This window comes from Marinobacter maritimus, assembly GCF_007671675.1.
GTDB lineage: Bacteria > Pseudomonadota > Gammaproteobacteria > Pseudomonadales > Oleiphilaceae > Marinobacter > Marinobacter maritimus.
In genome coordinates this window covers 478431-496387 of sequence record NZ_VCGW01000001.1, presented here as the reverse complement: position 1 = coordinate 496387, position 17957 = coordinate 478431, and the positions used below count along the sequence as shown (strand labels likewise).

The 17957-nt window shown below is 56.2% G+C and carries 21 protein-coding genes; 2 read left to right on the top strand and 19 right to left on the bottom strand.

All coding sequences use genetic code 11. From position 1 onward, the window contains the following. Window positions 1–7: 7 nt before the first annotated feature. The 9 genes from ccmI to ccmA are packed head-to-tail and all read right to left on the bottom strand — an operon-like array spanning window position 8 to window position 7273. Complete coding sequence (gene ccmI, locus FFI90_RS02275; protein ID WP_144776131.1) at window positions 8–1297, bottom strand: c-type cytochrome biogenesis protein CcmI; 1290 nt, start codon at window positions 1295–1297, stop codon at window positions 8–10. A 56-nt stretch (window positions 1298–1353) separates the two neighbouring features. Next, window positions 1354–1833 (bottom strand): cytochrome c-type biogenesis protein, encoded by a 480-nt coding sequence (locus tag FFI90_RS02270; RefSeq protein ID WP_144776129.1) that lies wholly within the window; start codon window positions 1831–1833, stop codon window positions 1354–1356. Beyond that, window positions 1833–2369, bottom strand: a complete 537-nt coding sequence (locus tag FFI90_RS02265) for a DsbE family thiol:disulfide interchange protein (protein WP_144776127.1) — start codon at window positions 2367–2369, stop codon at window positions 1833–1835. Before FFI90_RS02265 ends, FFI90_RS02270 begins: the two co-directional genes overlap by 1 nt. Continuing rightward, window positions 2366–4369 carry a heme lyase CcmF/NrfE family subunit gene (locus FFI90_RS02260; protein WP_144776125.1) on the bottom strand — a complete coding sequence of 668 codons (2004 nt, stop codon included), beginning with the start codon at window positions 4367–4369 and terminating at the stop codon, window positions 2366–2368. Before FFI90_RS02260 ends, FFI90_RS02265 begins: the two co-directional genes overlap by 4 nt. Before the next feature lie 39 nt (window positions 4370–4408). Further along, window positions 4409–4882 carry a cytochrome c maturation protein CcmE gene (gene ccmE / locus FFI90_RS02255; RefSeq protein ID WP_144776123.1) on the bottom strand — a complete coding sequence of 158 codons (474 nt, stop codon included), beginning with the start codon at window positions 4880–4882 and terminating at the stop codon, window positions 4409–4411. Between the two features lie 15 nt (window positions 4883–4897). Continuing rightward, window positions 4898–5137, bottom strand: a complete 240-nt coding sequence (gene ccmD / locus FFI90_RS02250; RefSeq protein ID WP_144776121.1) for a heme exporter protein CcmD — start codon at window positions 5135–5137, stop codon at window positions 4898–4900. 3 nt (window positions 5138–5140) lie between these two features. Further along, window positions 5141–5884 (bottom strand): heme ABC transporter permease CcmC, encoded by a 744-nt coding sequence (gene ccmC, locus FFI90_RS02245; RefSeq protein WP_144776119.1) that lies wholly within the window; start codon window positions 5882–5884, stop codon window positions 5141–5143. Between the two features lie 32 nt (window positions 5885–5916). After that, window positions 5917–6642 carry a heme exporter protein CcmB gene (ccmB, locus tag FFI90_RS02240; RefSeq protein WP_144776117.1) on the bottom strand — a complete coding sequence of 242 codons (726 nt, stop codon included), beginning with the start codon at window positions 6640–6642 and terminating at the stop codon, window positions 5917–5919. After that, window positions 6632–7273: a cytochrome c biogenesis heme-transporting ATPase CcmA gene (gene ccmA / locus FFI90_RS02235; RefSeq protein ID WP_144776115.1), complete on the bottom strand. Its 642-nt coding sequence runs from the start codon at window positions 7271–7273 to the stop codon at window positions 6632–6634. The genes ccmB and ccmA overlap by 11 nt, the downstream gene beginning before the upstream one ends. Window positions 7274–7503: 230 nt before the next feature. Between ccmA and fliK the strand changes: the two genes are divergently transcribed. Beyond that, the gene (fliK, locus tag FFI90_RS02230; RefSeq protein WP_246123285.1) at window positions 7504–8757 is read left to right on the top strand and encodes a flagellar hook-length control protein FliK; all 1254 of its coding nucleotides are present in this window, start codon (window positions 7504–7506) and stop codon (window positions 8755–8757) included. Then, entirely contained in the window at window positions 8754–9062 is a 309-nt protein-coding gene (locus FFI90_RS02225) for an EscU/YscU/HrcU family type III secretion system export apparatus switch protein (RefSeq protein WP_144776111.1), read from the top strand. Before fliK ends, FFI90_RS02225 begins: the two co-directional genes overlap by 4 nt. A gap of 2 nt (window positions 9063–9064) precedes the next feature. On the opposite strand, the gene FFI90_RS02220 is transcribed toward FFI90_RS02225, so the two are convergent. From FFI90_RS02220 to cheY, 10 genes are all read right to left on the bottom strand, one after another. Continuing rightward, window positions 9065–9457: a DUF2802 domain-containing protein gene (locus FFI90_RS02220; RefSeq protein ID WP_144777184.1), complete on the bottom strand. Its 393-nt coding sequence runs from the start codon at window positions 9455–9457 to the stop codon at window positions 9065–9067. A gap of 67 nt (window positions 9458–9524) precedes the next feature. Then, on the bottom strand, window positions 9525–10013 hold the full coding sequence (locus FFI90_RS02215; RefSeq protein ID WP_144776109.1) for a chemotaxis protein CheW: 489 nt from the start codon (window positions 10011–10013) through the stop codon (window positions 9525–9527). 133 nt (window positions 10014–10146) lie between these two features. After that, entirely contained in the window at window positions 10147–10920 is a 774-nt protein-coding gene (locus FFI90_RS02210) for a chemotaxis protein CheW (RefSeq protein ID WP_144776107.1), read from the bottom strand. After that, window positions 10913–11710, bottom strand: a complete 798-nt coding sequence (locus FFI90_RS02205) for a ParA family protein (protein ID WP_144776105.1) — start codon at window positions 11708–11710, stop codon at window positions 10913–10915. Before FFI90_RS02205 ends, FFI90_RS02210 begins: the two co-directional genes overlap by 8 nt. A gap of 122 nt (window positions 11711–11832) precedes the next feature. Then, window positions 11833–12615, bottom strand: a complete 783-nt coding sequence (motD, locus tag FFI90_RS02200) for a flagellar motor protein MotD (RefSeq protein ID WP_144776103.1) — start codon at window positions 12613–12615, stop codon at window positions 11833–11835. 18 nt (window positions 12616–12633) lie between these two features. Further along, window positions 12634–13374 (bottom strand): flagellar motor protein, encoded by a 741-nt coding sequence (locus tag FFI90_RS02195; RefSeq protein ID WP_144776101.1) that lies wholly within the window; start codon window positions 13372–13374, stop codon window positions 12634–12636. Further along, window positions 13374–14531 (bottom strand): protein-glutamate methylesterase/protein-glutamine glutaminase, encoded by a 1158-nt coding sequence (locus tag FFI90_RS02190; protein WP_144776099.1) that lies wholly within the window; start codon window positions 14529–14531, stop codon window positions 13374–13376. Before FFI90_RS02190 ends, FFI90_RS02195 begins: the two co-directional genes overlap by 1 nt. A 40-nt stretch (window positions 14532–14571) precedes the next feature. After that, window positions 14572–16674: a chemotaxis protein CheA gene (locus FFI90_RS02185; RefSeq protein WP_144776097.1), complete on the bottom strand. Its 2103-nt coding sequence runs from the start codon at window positions 16672–16674 to the stop codon at window positions 14572–14574. Window positions 16675–16691: 17 nt separating this feature from the next. Continuing rightward, complete coding sequence (locus tag FFI90_RS02180) at window positions 16692–17477, bottom strand: protein phosphatase CheZ (RefSeq protein WP_144776095.1); 786 nt, start codon at window positions 17475–17477, stop codon at window positions 16692–16694. A gap of 20 nt (window positions 17478–17497) precedes the next feature. After that, a complete protein-coding gene (gene cheY, locus FFI90_RS02175) occupies window positions 17498–17881 on the bottom strand; it encodes a chemotaxis response regulator CheY (RefSeq protein ID WP_072796801.1) in 384 nt (127 codons plus the stop codon). Window positions 17882–17957 lie beyond the last annotated feature (76 nt).

The following is a 17957-nucleotide window of genomic DNA, read 5'->3' as shown; positions in this document are numbered from 1 at the left end:
CACCGGCTCAGTTAATCAGCTGTTGATCAATAACCAACGCGACCGGCGAACCCGGAACCTCGGAAACTGCAACAGGAGCGTCGGTGCTGCCCTGCCAATCACCTGCCTGAGCGTTGATGTTGCCTGATCGGGTCAGACGAGCGGTCACAACCACTTCATTTGCGCCAGATATAACCGATTGTGGCGCCATCGCATGACGGTCGTCCAGGCGGATCTCAACGGGCAATGCGCCAGCGGTCAATCTGACAACGGCTAAGGGCGGGCCGTCCTGAGTATTGGCAGCGCGGGCAAAAAGGAACAGCGTTGTATCGTCAGGAATATCTTTCTGAAATGCCTCATCCAGCGTCACCCGAACAGTAACGCCAGCGCCTTCCTGGGCCATGCTGTCATCGGGAGCCGGGAATGCGGGTTGTTCGGCTGGCGGCTGTTCACCAAGGCGCGTATACGCCTCTTTTATGCCGCCCTGAATCGAAGCCAATTGCGGGTGCTCCGGCGCGACGGCCTGGATGCGCTCCCAGTAATTAATCGCCTTACGGTAGTTGCCCTGACTGAATGAGTGGATGCCCAACAAGCCAAGCGAGTTAACCTCATCCGGGTTCAGTGCCCTTGCTTCCTCAATTGCAGACGTTACCGCTTCGGTCATGGCGCCCTGGCTGCGGAAAAACTGCGCCTGAGCCGCCAGACCCAAGGCTACAGCCTTGGACCCATCATCAGAACTGACGCTGTCAGCCAGTTGCCGGAATGCCCAGGCGGCGTCTTCGTAACTCTCGAGGCGCATATAGGTCTGGCCCAGCATCGCCCAGCCGTCCGGGTTGTCAGGGCTGGCTTCAAGCCGCGTCCGAAGTTGCAGCGCAAGTTCATTCATTTGAGCTGCTCGTGCATCGTCCGAGCTACCGAGCTCCTGCATGGCAACGAACGCTTCAACGCTGTCCATCGCGCCCCACTCTTCGTAGAGCAGAACCGTGGCCGCGGGAATCAGCAATATCGAAACCAGAGCAACCGCCATAGCGGCCTTGCGACCCGGCACTGTTTTGACGACAACCTCGTTCTCCGGAACATCGTCCAGCATGGCACCTGCGAGTTCTTCCCGGATTTGCCGGTAGTTGCCGTCATCAAGAATGCCCGCCTCGTGCTCTCTTTCCAGTTCGGCCATGCGGCCACGATAGGCCATCAGGTTCTGGTTTCTGAGGTCCATCTGCTGTCGGGCGTCCCGACGGTTGAACAACACTGGGTAGAGTACAAATGCCAGCGCAAGAATGATCAGTACCGTTGCGGCAATCCAGAAAGTTTCGGTCATGAAGATATCGTCACAGGTTCAAAAATGAATAAAACGGTGCATATTGCTCTGCGAGGTCAGGCGCTGCCGCCCTCATTCCGTTCCGCGAGCATTTTATCAATCCGGGCTTGCTCCTCGCTGCTCAGTGCCGGCGCTGCCGTACCAGCTCTCCGGGAGCGAACGACGACCCCGGCGACCACAAGAAGACCGACCAGAACCGCAATCGCGGGAGTTGCCCAGAGCACGAACGTACGGCTGTCCAGATCTGGCTTGTACTTGACGAACTCACCAAAGCGGCTCACCAGAGATTCGACTATTTCCTCGTTGCTGGCACCATCCAGCATCATCTGGTAAACAACGTTTCTCATATCTTTGGAAATGGGCGAGTTTGAATCCGCAATATTCTGGTTCTGGCATTTGGGGCAACGCAGCTCAGCAATCAGGTTCTGATAACGCTGCTCTTCACCACGGCTTTCAAAACCATAAACGGCAGAAACATCCGCAACGGAATAACCGGATGCCGTAATCGCCAAAAGGAAACACACCATGCGGAGCATCAGCCGTTCTCCCGCGCTTCGTTAATCACCGGCAACAGAATCTGTTCCCATACCTGATCGTTGACCACACCCACATGGCGGTACCGCACAACACCGGAGGCATCAATAACAAAGGTTTCCGGTGCGCCATACACACCCAGATCAAACCCCAACGTGCCTTTGGGATCATAGATAACCGTGCGGTAGGGGTCTCCCAGCCTGTCCAGCCAGACCAAAGCATCGTCACGGTTGTCCTTGTAGTTCAGCCCGATAATCGCAACCTTCTTTTCCCGGGCAACCTTCATGAGGTCGTCATGCTCGTCGCGGCAAGCAGGGCACCAGGTGCCCCAGACGTTCAGTAGAGTAATCTCACCCTGAAACAGACCCTCATCGAGCGTGGTTTCCGGTTGTTTCAGGTCTTTCAGGCTGAAGGCCGGAATCTGCTTTCCAATCAGCGCCGAGTCCAGCTTGGTCGGATCTTTGCCAATACCGGCAAACAGAACCACACCCACTACGACTGCCACCAACAGAGGCAGGAACAGTAAAAGACGCTTCATGAGACCGCTCCGGCCGTGCCTTGATCATCTTTCTGCGCCGGCTGAGACGCGGTTGCGCGCTCAGTGGCCCGCTCGCGAATCCGGTACCGGCGGTCCGACACAGCCAGGAATCCACCGGCAGCCATAAACAATGCCCCCAGCCACAACCAGCGGATCAGCGGCTTGTATTGAAGCCGAATGGCCCAGGCGTTATCCGAAATACGCTCACCCACTGCAACAAAGATATCCCGGAACAGACCGGCATCAATATCCGCTTCAGTCATAACGCTCATGCCAACAGCATACTGGCGCTTCTCCGGGTGCAGTTCGGCAACCTTTTTACCGTCGAGCATGACCTCAAACGTGCCGTATTGGGCTGTAAAGTTCTGGCCGCGCCGTTCACCGATGTCCACGAAAAGGAACTGATAGTCACCAACCTCGGCAACATCGCCAGGCACCATGCGCACATCTCGCTCGATGCCGTAGTTCGACACAACGGTTGCGCCTGCCATGGTGATCGCAAGGCCAAGGTGCCCAAGCACCATCCCGTAGTAGCTGCGAGACTGACGCTGGAGTCCGTGAATTCTCCCCTTTTTCGAAGAAGATTTGTCCCACAGATCCCAGAAGGTGGCAGAGGTTACCCAAACGGCTGTAAATACGCCAAGGAAGGCCCAGGGCGTGAAGCCGCCGTAACCAACCATAATCGCTGTGCTGAGCAGCATGCTGACCGCCAACGGCCACAAAAGCTTGCGCGCAAGCCAGCCACCATCTGTTTTCTTCCAGCGGGAAAAGGTGCCGACGCCAAGCAGAAGGCCGGTCGCCACCGCAAGTGGACTGAAAGTGAGATTGAAGAACGGCTCGCCAATTGAAATCTTGCCAAGATCAAAGAAATCAAGAACCAACGGGTACAGGGTGCCTACCGCTACCAACAGCGTCGCGGATACCAGCAGCACGTTGTTCAGTAGCAGGAATATTTCCCGTGACAGGGAGCCATAGCGGGACCGCACATGAACCACCGGCGCCCTGAATGCATAAAGCACAAGGCTTGCCAGAACAGTGATCGCCAGCAAAATCAGAAGGAAAGTACCGCGCTCGGGATCGGATGCAAAGGCATGAACCGAGGTGAGTACGCCCGAACGAACCAGGAAGGTGCCCAGAAGACTCAGCGCAAAGGTGACGATCGCCAGCAGTACCGTCCAGCTTTTAAAGACACCGCGTTTTTCCGTCACTGCCAGTGAGTGCATCAGGGCCGTACCGGACAACCAGGGCAACAGGGAGGCGTTCTCTACGGGATCCCAAAACCACCAGCCGCCCCAGCCAAGCTCGTAGTAAGCCCACCAGCTTCCAAGAGCAATACCTACAGACAGAAATGACCAGGCAACGGTGGTCCAGGGCCTTGACCATCTGGCCCAGGCGGCGTCCAGACGGCCGTTAATCAATGCCGCAATGGCAAACGCAAAGGCCACCGCGAAACCAACGTAGCCCATGTAAAGCATAGGCGGATGAACAATCAGCCCGAAGTCCTGCAGAAGCGGGTTCAGGTCAGCGCCATCAGCCGGCACATTGGGCAGTAAACGGTCGAAAGGGTTCGACGTAACAACGATAAAAAGCATGAAACCGACGCTGACCATGCCGAGCACTGATAACACCTGAGAAATCATCACCGCGGGCAAACGGCGGCTGAAAATGGCAACGGCCATCGTCCACCCGGTGAGCATAAGTATCCAGAGCAGAAGTGAGCCCTCATGGCCACCCCACACAGCGCTGAACTTGTAGTACCAGGGCAACATGCTATTACTGTTGTTCGCTACGTAAGCGACGGAAAAATCGTCTGTTAAAAAAGCGTGAGTCAGCACCGCAAACGCCAGCCCGACAAAAACAAACATGCCCGTGGTCAGAGGCCTCGCAAACGCCTGAAGATTGTCCCGACCGGTGAGTGAACCAACCAGGGGTACAACCGAAAGAAGCACTGCCAGCAACAGCGCAAGTATCAGTGCAAGCTGTCCGAGTTCGGGATACATCAAAGCTCTCCAGGGGTCAGGCTGTTGATTGTTGTGTGTTTAGTAGGTTGCCGGTTTGGCAGTTCCAGACATCGGCTTATTCTCGGCTTTAGAAGCCTTTTCCAGTGCATTGGCGACTTCCGGCGGCATGTAGTTTTCATCATGCTTGGCCAGAACCTGGTCCGCTACAAAGCGGCCTTTGTTGTTGAGCCTGCCCATGGCAACAATGCCCTGCCCTTCAGCAAACAGATCTGGCAGGATACCGACGTACTCAACTGGCACCGAAGCATTAAAGTCGGTTACCAGGAACTCCACTTTCAGACTTTCGGGATCCCGCACAACCGAGCCCTCTTCAACCATACCGCCCGCCCGGATCCGCACGTCAACCGGCGCTTCCCCGGCGGAAATCTGGCTTGGATCGTAAAACAGATTGATGTTCTGGCGTAGCGCATACGTGGTTAGTGCCACAGCGACGGAGAGCCCTACCAGCAGAAACAGAACTATAGTCAGCCGCTTTTTACGGATCGGATGCATTTACATACCTGTCAGTCAGTCTTGGGAAACGTTTACGCGCGCGAAGGACGCAGAGGTCGCTGAAGCCGCCGCCACTGTACTCTTTTCAGCCTGAAGCTCATAACCGCGACGGCAGGATTCAATAGTCGCACTCCGGCTCCGAACCGACGCGATCATCATCAGTGCCATCAACACGAAAAACACTGCGTAACAGGCCCAGACATAGGGACCATGACCTTCCATCACAATCAAGGCAGAAAAGGAATCAAATGCCATTGGTCAGACCCTTCCTTTCGTTACGAATTCTTTCACCCAGCGAGTGCGCTGCTCCCTCGACAAAATCTCTGTCTGCATGCGAACACAGGCAAGCCAGCCAAAAATCAGATACAGGCCCAGCACTGAAAGCAGCAGCGGCACCCACATTTCCGCCGGCATGGACGGTTTTTCTGTGAGCTTGAACGTCGCGGGTTGATGCAGTGTATTCCACCATTCCACGGAGTATTTGATAATGGGGATATTCACTACCCCGACCAACACCAGCACCGCCACCGCACGGGCGGCAGACTTTTCGTCATTAATGGCGCGATCCAGCGCGATAACCCCGCCATACAGAAACAACAGTATCAGCATGGAAGTAAGCCGGGCATCCCATATCCACCAGGTGCCCCAGGTTGGTTTGCCCCAGACAGCGCCGGTAAAAAGTGCCAAAAACGTGAGAATCAGCCCCACCGGCGCAACCGCCTTGACGAATACATCGGCGAGTTTCATACGCCAAACCAGTGTTACAAGGGCCGCAGACGCCATCATGATGTACACCGACTGAGCCATAAACGCCGTGGGAACATGAATAAAAATGATCCGGTAGCTATTCCCCTGAAGGTAATCCTTGGGCGCAAACGCCAGGCCCCAGATAACCCCGCTCATAAGCAACAGCAAGCCGCCCGCCAGCAGCCAGGGCATGAACCGGGTGGATATCCCGAAAAACCATTTTGGGGAACCCAGTTTGTGAAAAAATTGCCACATCAGATGGTCACCGTCCTACCGTTTACCTTGTTTTACCCATTCGACAAGCTGATTCTCAGCGCCGCGGCCGCTGCGAACGGCGCCAGTGTCAGCGCCAGCATCAGAAACGCACCCATCAGAGCAAGATAGGCCCCCACTGATGCTCCCTCTGCTGCCGCTGCAACCGTGCCCGTGCCGAAAATAAGCACAGGAATGTACAGTGGAATGATCAGCAGGGACAAGAGCACGCCTGCCGATCGCAACCCAAGTGTTAACGCCGCGCCAATAGCGCCAATCAGGCTCAGTACCGGCGTCCCGATCAGCAGCGTTAGACATAAAACAGCGATAGAGTTCCCGTCGAGATGCACCATTACACCAAGAACGGGTGTCAACATGACCAGGGGCAGCCCTGTCAGCACCCAGTGCGCCAGAGTTTTTGCCAGAATCAGCAGAAACAGCGGCTGCGGTTGAAGCACAAGCTGTTCCAGGGTGCCATCGTCAAAGTCGTGGCGGAACAGATGATCCAGCGACAGCAATACAGACAGCAGCGCTGCTACCCAGAGAATGCCGGCTCCTGCCTCGCTCAAAAATGAAACTTCCGGGCTGACTCCAAGCGGAAACAGCGTGACGACCATCACAAAAAACAGCAGCGGGTTGAGCAAATCCTGGCGTTGCCGGAATGCCACTCTCATATCCCGGGCAAAGACGCCCTTCATGGCTGCCAATGCACCCACGCTGGTACTGGCAAGCCGGGCCGCCGGGCGGGCTTCAGCGTTCATCAAACGAGCCTCCCGCACCAAGAATCAGTCTACGCATGCCTGGCAATGCCAAGTCATGGTGAGTTGTAACCAGCACGGCGCCGCCCTCGGCAGCGCGTTGCTGCAAAAGCGCCTCGAGGGCTTTTACGCCATCGGCGTCTATGGCAGTGAATACTTCATCGAGTAACCACAGTGGTTCATCAGCAACCAGCAGGCGCGCCAGCGCAACCCTGCGCTGCTGGCCTGCAGACAGGTTGCGACAAGGTATATTTTCGAAACCTCTCAAGCCTGTCCCCTCCAGCGCCTGCCCCAATGCCGCATCAGACACCGGCCTGCGACCAGCCATCAAGGCCCGGAGATTCTCCATGGGAGTAAGCAGGGGTTTGATACCCGGGCGATGCCCGAGATAAAGCATGTTCCGGAGAAACGCCTCTCGCTGACCGGCGATCGATGCGCCACACCAGTTAAGCCCGCCGGTCCACGCATCGTTCAAGCCCGCCAGTATTCTCAGCAGCGTCGTTTTGCCGGAGCCGTTCGGCCCCTCGACACGGGTTACCGTACCGGGCAGTATGGAGAAAGATAACTCACGGAAAAGTATCCGCTTGTCCCGCTCACACTGCAGATTGACAGCCTGTAGTAACGGCTCGGACATCAGGGCCCCGTAATCAGGTCGATGCGCATAGTGCATCGGGTGTGTTCACGGCAAAAGTTGCCGGCGCGGCGTATTATAACGAAAGCGCCTTCAAAATACTCTTGTCTGGTATCAAGTCAGCAGCAATGAAACTACCCAGCGGTCAACAGCCCCCTGCACCCCCGGCACCGGTTACCCCCGGCCCAGAAAAAACCACTGACACCAGGCAATCAGGCCGGGAAACGGCCGTTTTGTCTGCCCGACAGCAACTGGATCAGCTTCAGCTTGCGAACCGGGAAACCGTACTGGCCCGTGTTGCGGAAATCATCCAACGTCAAGGCGGCGGTAGTGCCGAAGTGCTTTTGGACGTTCGAGGTAAACCGCTTCAGGTAAGCGCGACCATTGGCGCCACGGAGTTGACGCCCGGGGACTGGGTGAAAGTCATGCGTGCCGGCAATGAACTGCAACTCATGGGCAAGCTGGCGCAAGCCCCGGAAGCCACCATTGCCCGGGCTCTTGCCCAACGCATGCCCTGGCAGCAGAGCCTGGACAGCGGTCTGGCCAAGCTGATGACGGCACTGAACCGCGGCGTTATTCCTGAACCGACGCCCGGCCAGCTCCCTACAACCCGCAGCCCGCAACCGCTGCCGGAGGCTGCACGACAGGCTCTCGAAACGCTGCTTGCAAGACTGCCTTCCAGTAATACCCTGGCACCGGGCGCCGGAACGCAGAACAACACCGTGCAACAAATACGGCAATGGATCGCGGAGAGCGGGCTGTTCGCAGAATCCCGCCTGACTCAGACACCATCCCCGGCCCTACCCGACCTCAAGCTTGCCATTGGCCGTATGATCACCGCCCTGCTGGCTGAACAAGGCGGCGACAAAGCAGTGTTGTTCAACCGCCTCACACCACTTGCCAGCCCCGGGCTGGTTCAGGCTCCTCTGCAGTTCCCGCAGGCGCTGACATCAACGCCGCCCGCCATGAGCTCCGAGCCCACATCAGTGGGGCAGACATTGCGAATGTTAGCCGGCATGCTGAACCGCATCACCGTAAACCAGTTACACAGCCAGATACTGACTGCGAGAGGCGGGGGTGACACACCTGCGCCCGCCTCAACCATGCTGATGGATTTACCTTGGGTGACACCCCAGGCCGAGCCAAGGGTGGCGCAATTACGCATAGAACAGCACAAGGACGAGGCCTCCTCAAAAAGTCGCGATGGCAAGCGCGCTGCCATCAGCGAATGGCGCCTTAATCTTGCCATTGACCTGGAACAGGCCGGCGCCCTGAATTTTGAAGTTTCCCTGCGCCAGCAGGAAGTCAGCGCACGGGTGTGGGCAGAAAAACAGGACACACTGAAGCAGGTGAACGAAGAGCTGCCATTACTGCGACGAAGCCTGTCGGAGCTGGGGCTGGAAGTTACTGACCTAGACTGTCGTCGTGGCAGCCCGACGTACCCGGCAACGAAGCTGGAACACAGACTGGTGGATACCCGGGCATGAAAGAGCAAAACGAACGTCATTCTTCCGACGCTGCCGTTGCACTTAAATACGACGGAGAGAAGGCTCCGACCATAACGGCCACGGGTACGTACGAACTGGCCGATGAGATTATCAGGATCGCCAGGGAGCACAATGTGCCGCTGTATGAAAACGCAGAGCTGGCAGGCATTCTTGCGCGCTTGTCCCTGAACGACGAAATACCGGAAAACCTCTACCGGGTTATAGCGGAAATTCTTGCATTCGCATTTCATATTCGCGGCCGGACGCCTGAAGACGCCGGCGGCGATTCAACAGAAACTTTATAATTTCAGGCCGCCTGACGTTTTCTCAACGCTGATACCAGTTCGGCCTCGGGACGGGATATTCCGCAGGTGTTCATAAGGTCGTCAATATCCGCTCCGAGATCAACAAGCCGTGAGGCTTCATCATAGGAAATACGCAGAGGGTCGTTCTGGCGCATCTCATCAATGGTTGAGCGCAACTCGTGTAATTGCCGTTCGCAGACCACAAGGCGCTGGCCTACACCCATGCTGCCGCTCGCTGTGGCATGCAGCTCCCGGCCGAGCGTGTCGCAGCGATCCTTGAGTGTGGCTTTCAGTTGCTGATTCTGGCGCCCGAGCATCAGCCCCTGCGCGAAAACCAGGCAGAGCGCTACTGCGGTCAGCACCCAGGGAATATAGGAAGGAATTTCTGCAAACATGATGGACGTCTCCGGTTTATTTGCCACGGAAGGCGTCCATCATAAGGCCTGGCCGGAATAGCCCCGGTCACAGCCCTGAGATTTCAGCCCATTCGTGGTCTGACAGCATTTTGTCGAACTCGACCAATATGATCAGTTCACCATCTTTGTTACACACACCCTGGATAAACCTCGCGCTTTCTTCGTTACCCACATTCGGTGCAGTCTCAATTTCACTGGCTTTCAGGTACACAACCTCGGCTACGGAATCCACCAGTATGCCCATTACCTGATCGGCCGATTCCATCACTACTATCCGGGTGGCGTCTGTCACATCCGCATCTGCCAATCCAAAACGGCGGCGGGTGTCGATAACCGTCACCACATTGCCCCGCAGATTGATGATACCGAGCACATAATCCGGAGCACCCGGTACTGGCGCGATTTCCGTGTATCTCAGTACTTCCTGGATCTGCATAACGTTCAGACCGTAGGTCTCGTTATCCAGTCGGAAGGTCACATACTGCAGTACCTGATCGTCTTGGGCCTGACTTTGCTGTCCGCTCGGGGATGCCATAACCTGAATCTCCTGTTCGGCTACCCAGCGGGCAACCTGATCGTCAAAAAAACATCATCAGCGCCCAATACTATAGTTAAGGGCACAAATCGTGCCAGCACGGCACCGTTTCATTCCGTAACCGGCTTGCCGGTCAACTCAAATCAAGATGCTGCTCACGCTCGGCACGCACCAGCAAGTTCGCCATGGTGCGCACATCAACCAGGGCACACATCTGTTCAATTACCGTTCCCGCCAGCCAGGGCCGTTTGCTGCGGGCCGTGCGCCAGCGCACATCATCCGGGCTCAGGGTGAACGACTGGGCTACGTCGTCGCAGGCCAACCCCCACTCGCTGTTATCCAGCCGAATGACAAACCGATAGTTGTCCCGGGCATTCGCGGGCACCCTACCGGCCATAATCCACTGGGCCGTATCCACAACTCGCAGATTTTGTTGAGTGCCTGGGCGAATTCCCATATACCACAGGGGGCTACCGGGGATCGGCCGGACTTCTTCTTCAATCCGGTGGATAGCGCCCAGCAGCACGAGAGGAACCGCAAGCTGCAGGCCCGCTACCGTAAAAATCAGACACTCAAACGGACGGTGCGACCACTCCGGGCGCGATACGGGTAATTCAGGTGCCGGCTCTGGCGTCGGTTCTGGCGTCGGTTCTGGCGCGGAAGCAACGACAGCAACGGCCTCTTGAGCTTGCACCGGTTTCGGCGACGGCTCCACCCTTGGCGCTGGTCTGGCCCTCAACACCGGCTTGTGCTCGGGTTTCGGGTCAGGTTTTTTTTCGGGAATCCGCTTCGGCTCAACTATCTCTTCACGCAAAGCGATATCGGTCGCCGTATGCAGCAATTCATCCAGATAACTGGCAATGGCACTGGCCGGATCCGCCAGCCTTGTCAATTTTTCGTCAGCCATGCTGACGCTCCTTCCCTGTGCCTGTCCTTGCCAACACATCATCCAGCAAGTGCCTGTAAGCCCGCACGCCGTGAGTCTGAGCGTCCAGTTTAGAAGGCACAACACCCGCCTGGCTTGCATCGCGGAATTTGGTGTCAACAGGCACCGCAAACCTCCACAGGGTATCCTGATAGGTTTTGCGCAGTTGGTTCAAGCTCTTGACCGAGGCTTGGGTACGTCGGTCGAACAGGGTTGGCACTATGGTGTAAGTAAGTTCATTCTTCTGGGAGCGCATGATCATCTGCAGGGTATGCAGCATGCGCTCAAGGCCTTTGATTGCGAGAAACTCGGTCTGAACTGGAATAACGAGATGCTGTGCCGCCGCCAGGGCGTTGACCATTAGCACACCCAGCGAGGGTGTGTTGTCCAGAATAACGTAATCAAAATCATCCCATAGCTGGGTAAGAGCCCGCGACACGATAAGCCCCATACCTTCAACGCCGACCATTCGGCGCTCCAGCGTCGCCAGTGCCGTGCTCGCCGGCAGCAGAGACAAACCGGGGCAGCTGGTTTCGGTGATAAGCTGGGCGGGTAAACCCTCAGGCACTTTACCTTGGTGCTGGAACAGGTCAAATACGCTGTGCGCAATGGTATCCGGATCGTACCCGAACCAACTGGTAAGTGAGCCATGGGGGTCAAGATCAACCACGAGAACGCGTTTGCCGCGCTCTGCCAGCAAGCCGCCCAACGCGACCACTGAGGTGGTTTTACCCACACCACCTTTTTGATTGGCTACTGCCCAGATTCGCACGTTTTTTCTCCGGAGACTACGACTACGATGTTGCGACCAGCTTAAAACCTGTTGTACTTTGATTTATCAGCCCGCAGTGGTTTATCGGCCAGCGGTTAGACAACTTGAATGGGAAAAGAGCGCTAGCGCATAATTCCCCGAACGCTGGCCTCGCGGGAGATAAGAAGCACTACACGGCGGTTTCGCCGACGCCCCTCTTCCGTATCGTTACGCGCTAGAGGCTGGTGTTGACCATACCCTACCGCCGCCAGTCGTTCAGGTTCAATTCCATCCATACCCAGCATGCGGACAACCGCAGCCGCTCGCGCCACTGACAACTCCCAATTCGAAGGGAAGCGGGTCGTACGAATGGGCTGGTTGTCGGTGAAACCTTCAACTTTTACGGCGTTATCCCGGTTCCTGAGAACTCTGGCGATTTTTTCAATCACGCCAAATGCGTCATAGTGCGGCTCGGCGTCACCGCTGCCAAACAACAAACTGTCCGGTAGGTTCAGCGCCAGCCAGCGCTCATTGGTTTCAAGCGTCACCACCCCACGATTGATCAGATCACCAAACTCCATGGCGAGCTGATCTGCCATGGTACGCAATGCCTCAGTACGCTCCGCGATCTCTTGTTCCGGATTTCGGGGCGCCTCGGTAACCGCCGGAGGAATGACATCCTCTGGCACAGTCATTTCGGGGCGCAGAGGCTGATCACCGATTTCTATGGGCTGAAAGGATCGCTGAGGGGCGTTGAAAACTCCGGTAAGCGTTTCTGAAAGCACTTTGTACTTGCCTTCATTTACCGACGACACTGAATACATCACCACAAAAAATGCAAACAGCAGGGTTATGAAATCCGCATAGGAAATCAGCCAACGTTCTTTGTTGTGCAAATCGTCCTGAGGTTGCCTGCGACGCCGCATAATAGGAACCGGGTTTGCCTACTGCAGGAAGCCCCGCAGCCGCAATTCAATGGATTTAGGGTTCTCACCCTCCGCGATGGCAATAAGGCCATCGATCATCATGTCTTCGTATCTCGAGCGTTCCTTCACCAGCCCGCGCAGCTTGTTGGCAACCGGGAAAAACAGCAGGTTGGCCAGTGCTACGCCATAAATGGTTGCCACGAAGGCCGTAGCAATGCCGTTACCGAGCGACTCGGGGTCTTCAAGGTTGGTCATTACCTGAATCAGCCCCATAACGGCACCGATAATACCGATCGTCGGTGAGTATCCCCCCATGGCTTCAAACACTCGGGCGGATTCCAGATCCCGTTGCTCACGGCACTCCAGGTCTATTTCCATGATGCTTCGGATTGTTTCTGTTTCTGCCCCATCCACCAGCAACTGCAAGCCTTTGCGGGCAAAGTGTTCCGGCTCTTTCTCAGCCAGCCCCTCAAGCCCTAACAGGCCTTGTTTACGAGCCTTTACGCTCCAGTCGATTACCTTGCCAATGCCGTCTTCGATACTGATGTAAGGAGGAACAAACACCCATCTAGCCTGTGCGGAGGCTCTTTTCAGGGTCGGCCATGAGGTCTGGAGGATAGTGGCAGCGACGGTGCCGCCAATAACGATAATTGCCGCAGGGCCGTTAAAGAGCGAGCTTAGCGCGCCACCCTCCAGCAGGTTGCCACCAAGGATGGCGGCAAATGCCAGAACAACCCCAAGCAGGCTGAGAAAATCCATCAGCTAACGCCCTCAATCAGTCGCGGAGCTACGTCATCGAGAGCCAGAACTTCATCACTCAAGCCCGCTTTTGCAACGGCCATGGGCATGCCGTAGATCACCGATGATTTTTCATCCTGAGACCAGATTTGCGAGCCACTCTGTTTCATCATGCGGCAGCCTTCCCGGCCGTCTGACCCCATTCCAGTGAGGATCACACCCAGTGTTTTCCCGGGGTATGCGCGAGCAAGCGAGCCAAAGGTAACGTCCACACAGGGCCGATAGTTCAGCCGTTCGTCCCCAGGCAAAATACGCACTCGGGGCTGGCCACCGCGGTTTTCGACCATCATCTGTTTGCCGCCCGGTGCGAGCAATGCCAGCCCGGGGCGCAGAATATCGCCGTCCTCAGCCTGGCGGACTTCTATCTTGCACAGCTTGTTGAGCCGCTCAGCGAATGCCGGAGTAAAACTCGCAGGCATATGCTGAACCAGCACAAGGGGTGAGGGAAAGGTTGCCGGCAAGGCCGTCAGGACACGCTGGAGTGCGACAGGCCCCCCAGTAGAGGTGCCGATGCCGACAACAGCATAATGCCGGGCAGGACCTTTTCGGGACGGACGGCTGGGCGCTCCCTGCGCACTCTGGTGTCCGGAGGCCAGCGGGCGCGGCTCCGGGCGGCTTGCCACGGCGGGCTTTGGCACAGCTCTGCCCCGAGACGACGGAGCAGTTCCTGGAGATTGAGGTGGAGAGTGAGAAAGGGTGTGTGATGCTCGGCCGGCCGGCCGGCTTCGCGCAACATCAAGCACGCGATCGATCAGAATTTTCTGCAGCTGGCTGCCATCCCGGGCAATTTCTTCGAAGTTCTTGGGCAGAAAATCAACCGCCCCTGCTTCGAGTGCATCCAGCGTAACCCTGGCCCCTTCATAGGTAAGAGAAGAGAACATCAGCACCGGCACAGGGCGCGTTTTCATGATCTCACGCACAGCCGAAATACCATCCATAATCGGCATTTCGTAATCCATGGTAATAACATCCGGGCGCAGTGATTCAGCCAGCTCAACACCCTCCCGGCCATTGGACGCAACACCCACCACCCGGATCTGTCCGGACGCAGTCAGTATCTCCGTCAGCCGTTTGCGGAAGAACCCTGAATCGTCAACGACCAGGACAGAAACTGTCATCCGTTTCTCCTACCGAACATCTGTTGCCCCAATCAAACACTCAACTGTAACGCTGCAACAGGCTGGGGACATCAATAATGAGAGCGATACGGCCGTCGCCGGTAATCGTAGCGCCAGCCATACCCGGTGTACCCTGAAGTCCACGCCCGAGAGGTTTGATAACCACTTCTTCCTGACCCACCAACTGATCAACCACAAAGCCCACCTGCTGCGTACCCATGGCCACAATCACCACATGGCCATTTTCAGGTTCCCCCTTGGCCGCGGCAGTGCCTTTAACCAACCAGCGTTTTATATGAAACAGGGGGAACACCTTGTCGCGCACTACAACGCATTCGCGGCCGTCTACGATGTTGGTGCGGGTCAGGTCCAGATGGAAAATTTCAACAACATTCACCAACGGCAGCGCAAACGACTGGTTGCCCAGCATGATCATCAGCGTTGGCATGATCGCCAGGGTCAAGGGCACCTTGATGATGATGCGTGATCCTTTACCCAACTCTGAAACAATGCTGAGCTGACCGTTGAGCTGGCTGATTTTGGTCTTGACCACATCCATACCCACACCGCGGCCAGAAACGTCAGAAATCTGCTCCTTGGTGGAGAAGCCAGCAGCGAAGATCAGGTTGAAACATTCCGTATCTGTCAGGCGATCGGCTGCATCCTGATCGTAAATTCCTTTCTCCACGGCTTTGCGCCGCAGTACTTCCGGGTCCATACCGGCGCCATCGTCATGGATAGACAAGAGAATATGATCCCCTTCCTGCTCCGCTGACAGCGTGACTGTGCCCTGCCGCGGCTTGCCGGCTTTTTCGCGCACGTCCGGCGCTTCGATGCCGTGATCCACCGAGTTCCGCACCAGATGGACAAGTGGATCCGAAAGCGCTTCGACGAGATTTTTATCGAGATCGGTGTCCTCGCCGTGCATGACCAGATTTACTTCCTTGTTCATGCCACGGGCAAGATCGCGAACAACACGCGGGAAACGGCCGAATACTTTCTTGATCGGCTGCATCCGGGTTTGCATGACAGCGGCCTGCAGATCTGTCGTTACGACATCAAGACTGGATACCGCTTTGTGCATATGTTCGTCTTCGCTCGCGGAACCCAGTCGCTGCAACCGGTTGCGCACCAGCACCAGTTCACCCACCATGTTCATGATGTCGTCGAGACGTTTGGTATCGACGCGGACAGTGGTTTCTGCAACGGGTGCTTGCTCACGGGAGGGCGCCGCTGGGGTAGCATTCTTGGGAGGCTGCTTGGCGGGCGGTTTTGAATCAGGCTTGCTTTTGGCAGGCCCTGGGCCGGGTTCCGCTTTTACCGGTGAAGGTTCATCGGGTTTGTTGCCCGGGCTGCCCGTTGTCGGGCTGCCGCCCTTGCCGTGCAGTTCGTCCAGCAGTTTTTCGAATTCATCGTCACTGATCAGCTCACCGCTGCTACCTGTTGCCGGACCAGCTGAGCTTGTTGGGCCTGAATCTGCGGCCGGGGCCTCTTGCACGGCAAATTTACCTTTGCCATGAAGTTCGTCCAGCAACGCTTCAAACTCATCGTCGCTGATCTCATTGTCGGCGCCATCACTGTTGTTGCCAGCTGGCGACTCATGCACCGGGCTGGGAACTGACCCACCGACGGGTGTCTCGCCGTGCAGAGCATCAAGCAGTTGTTCAAATTCATCGTCGGTAATGTCACCGCCATCCGACCCGGCTTCAGACGACTCTTCCTGAGGTACGCTTGACGCTTCCGCAATGGCATCCTTAGGCAAGGCCAGTGCATCCAGCGCGGCGATCAACTGATCAGGCGCAGGCGTAAGCTCTTCGCGATTGCGCACCTGCTCAAACATGGCGTTAACATGATCCAGAACTTCCAGAACCACGTCCATAAGCTCTGAGTCGACCTGACGCTTATGGTTGCGCAGAATGTCGAACACGTTTTCTGCAGAGTGGCAGCAGTTTACAAGAGCCTCCAACTGCAGGAAGCCCGCACCACCCTTGACGGTATGAAACCCACGGAATATGGCGTTGAGCAAATTGCTGTCATCAGGATGCTGCTCGAGATCGACAAGTTGCTCAGACAGCTTTTCGAGAATCTCTCCAGCTTCTACGAGGAAGTCCTGCAGGATCTCATCATCGGCATCAAACGCCATGGGTTAACCTCTTAAATTCAGAAACCGAGACTAGACAACAGGTCATCTACGTCGTTTTGTCCCGAAACTACATCTTCACGCTCTTCAGCCTTCATCTGAGGCCCCACGCCCTGCTCAGCGGATACTTCCTGGCCTTCAATCTGATGAACCGTGCCGGTGAGCTTGTCTACATGACTGGCCATCACAACAAGGCTGAGCATCTGCTCTTCCACGTCTTTAACCAGCGTCGTGACACGCTGAATCACCTGTCCGGTCAGATCCTGAAAATCCTGCGCCAAAAGAATTTCAGAGAGACCGCTGTATATCGTATCGGCGTCCTGGGTCAGGCTCACAAAAAAGTTGTCAATCCGACCGTATAGTTCACGAAACTCCGCAGGCTGCATTTCACGGCGGCGCAAACGCTGCCATTCTTCCCGCAAAGCGTTCGCTTCGTCACGCATTGCATTGGCTACGGGCATACTCTCTTCAACCAGATCCATGGTGCGATTGGCAGCCTGGCCGGTCATCTGCACAACGTAGGCAAGCCGATCCGAGGCGTCTGTCATCATCGACAAAACCTCCTTCTGCTCGGCACTGCGTGGGTCTATCTGAAAATTCCGTATCGATTCATGAAGTGATCGGGTCAGCCGTCCCACTTCCCGATACAGGCTCTGATCCCGGGCTTCGCCCAGCTCATTGATCACGGTCATAGCGCCAGCATAATCTCCGCTTTCAACGCATCGGCCAAGTTCTGCCGTCTGCTGTCGGAGCTTTTCGGTGACTTCCGGCTCGAGACCCCGGTGGATCTTCTCGTTATCACTCATGCGATCCATCCAATCTCTGATTACTGGATTCTTTCAAAAATTTTCTCAATTTTTTCTTTGAGAACAGCGGCGGTGAAAGGCTTCACCACGTACCCATTCACGCCGGCTTGAGCTGCCGCCACAATCTGGTCGCGTTTGGCTTCGGCCGTAACCATCAACACCGGGAGGGTTTTCAGGTTGTCATCGGCCCGCACTGCCTTAAGCAAATCGAAGCCAGACATTCCTGGCATATTCCAATCTGTCACCAGAAAATCGTACTTGCCGCTTTTGAGCATAGGCAAAGCCGTGTTGCCATCATCGGCTTCATCGGTATTGGTGAAACCCAGATCGCGGAGCAGGTTCTTGATAATCCGCCGCATTGTGGAGAAATCATCCACAATGAGAATTTTCATGTTCTTGTCCAAAGGGACCTCCAGTAAGTAAGACCCGGAATTCGTTTGACCTTTGCGCTCAAAATTTGGCAGGCCGCTGATTTAAGCA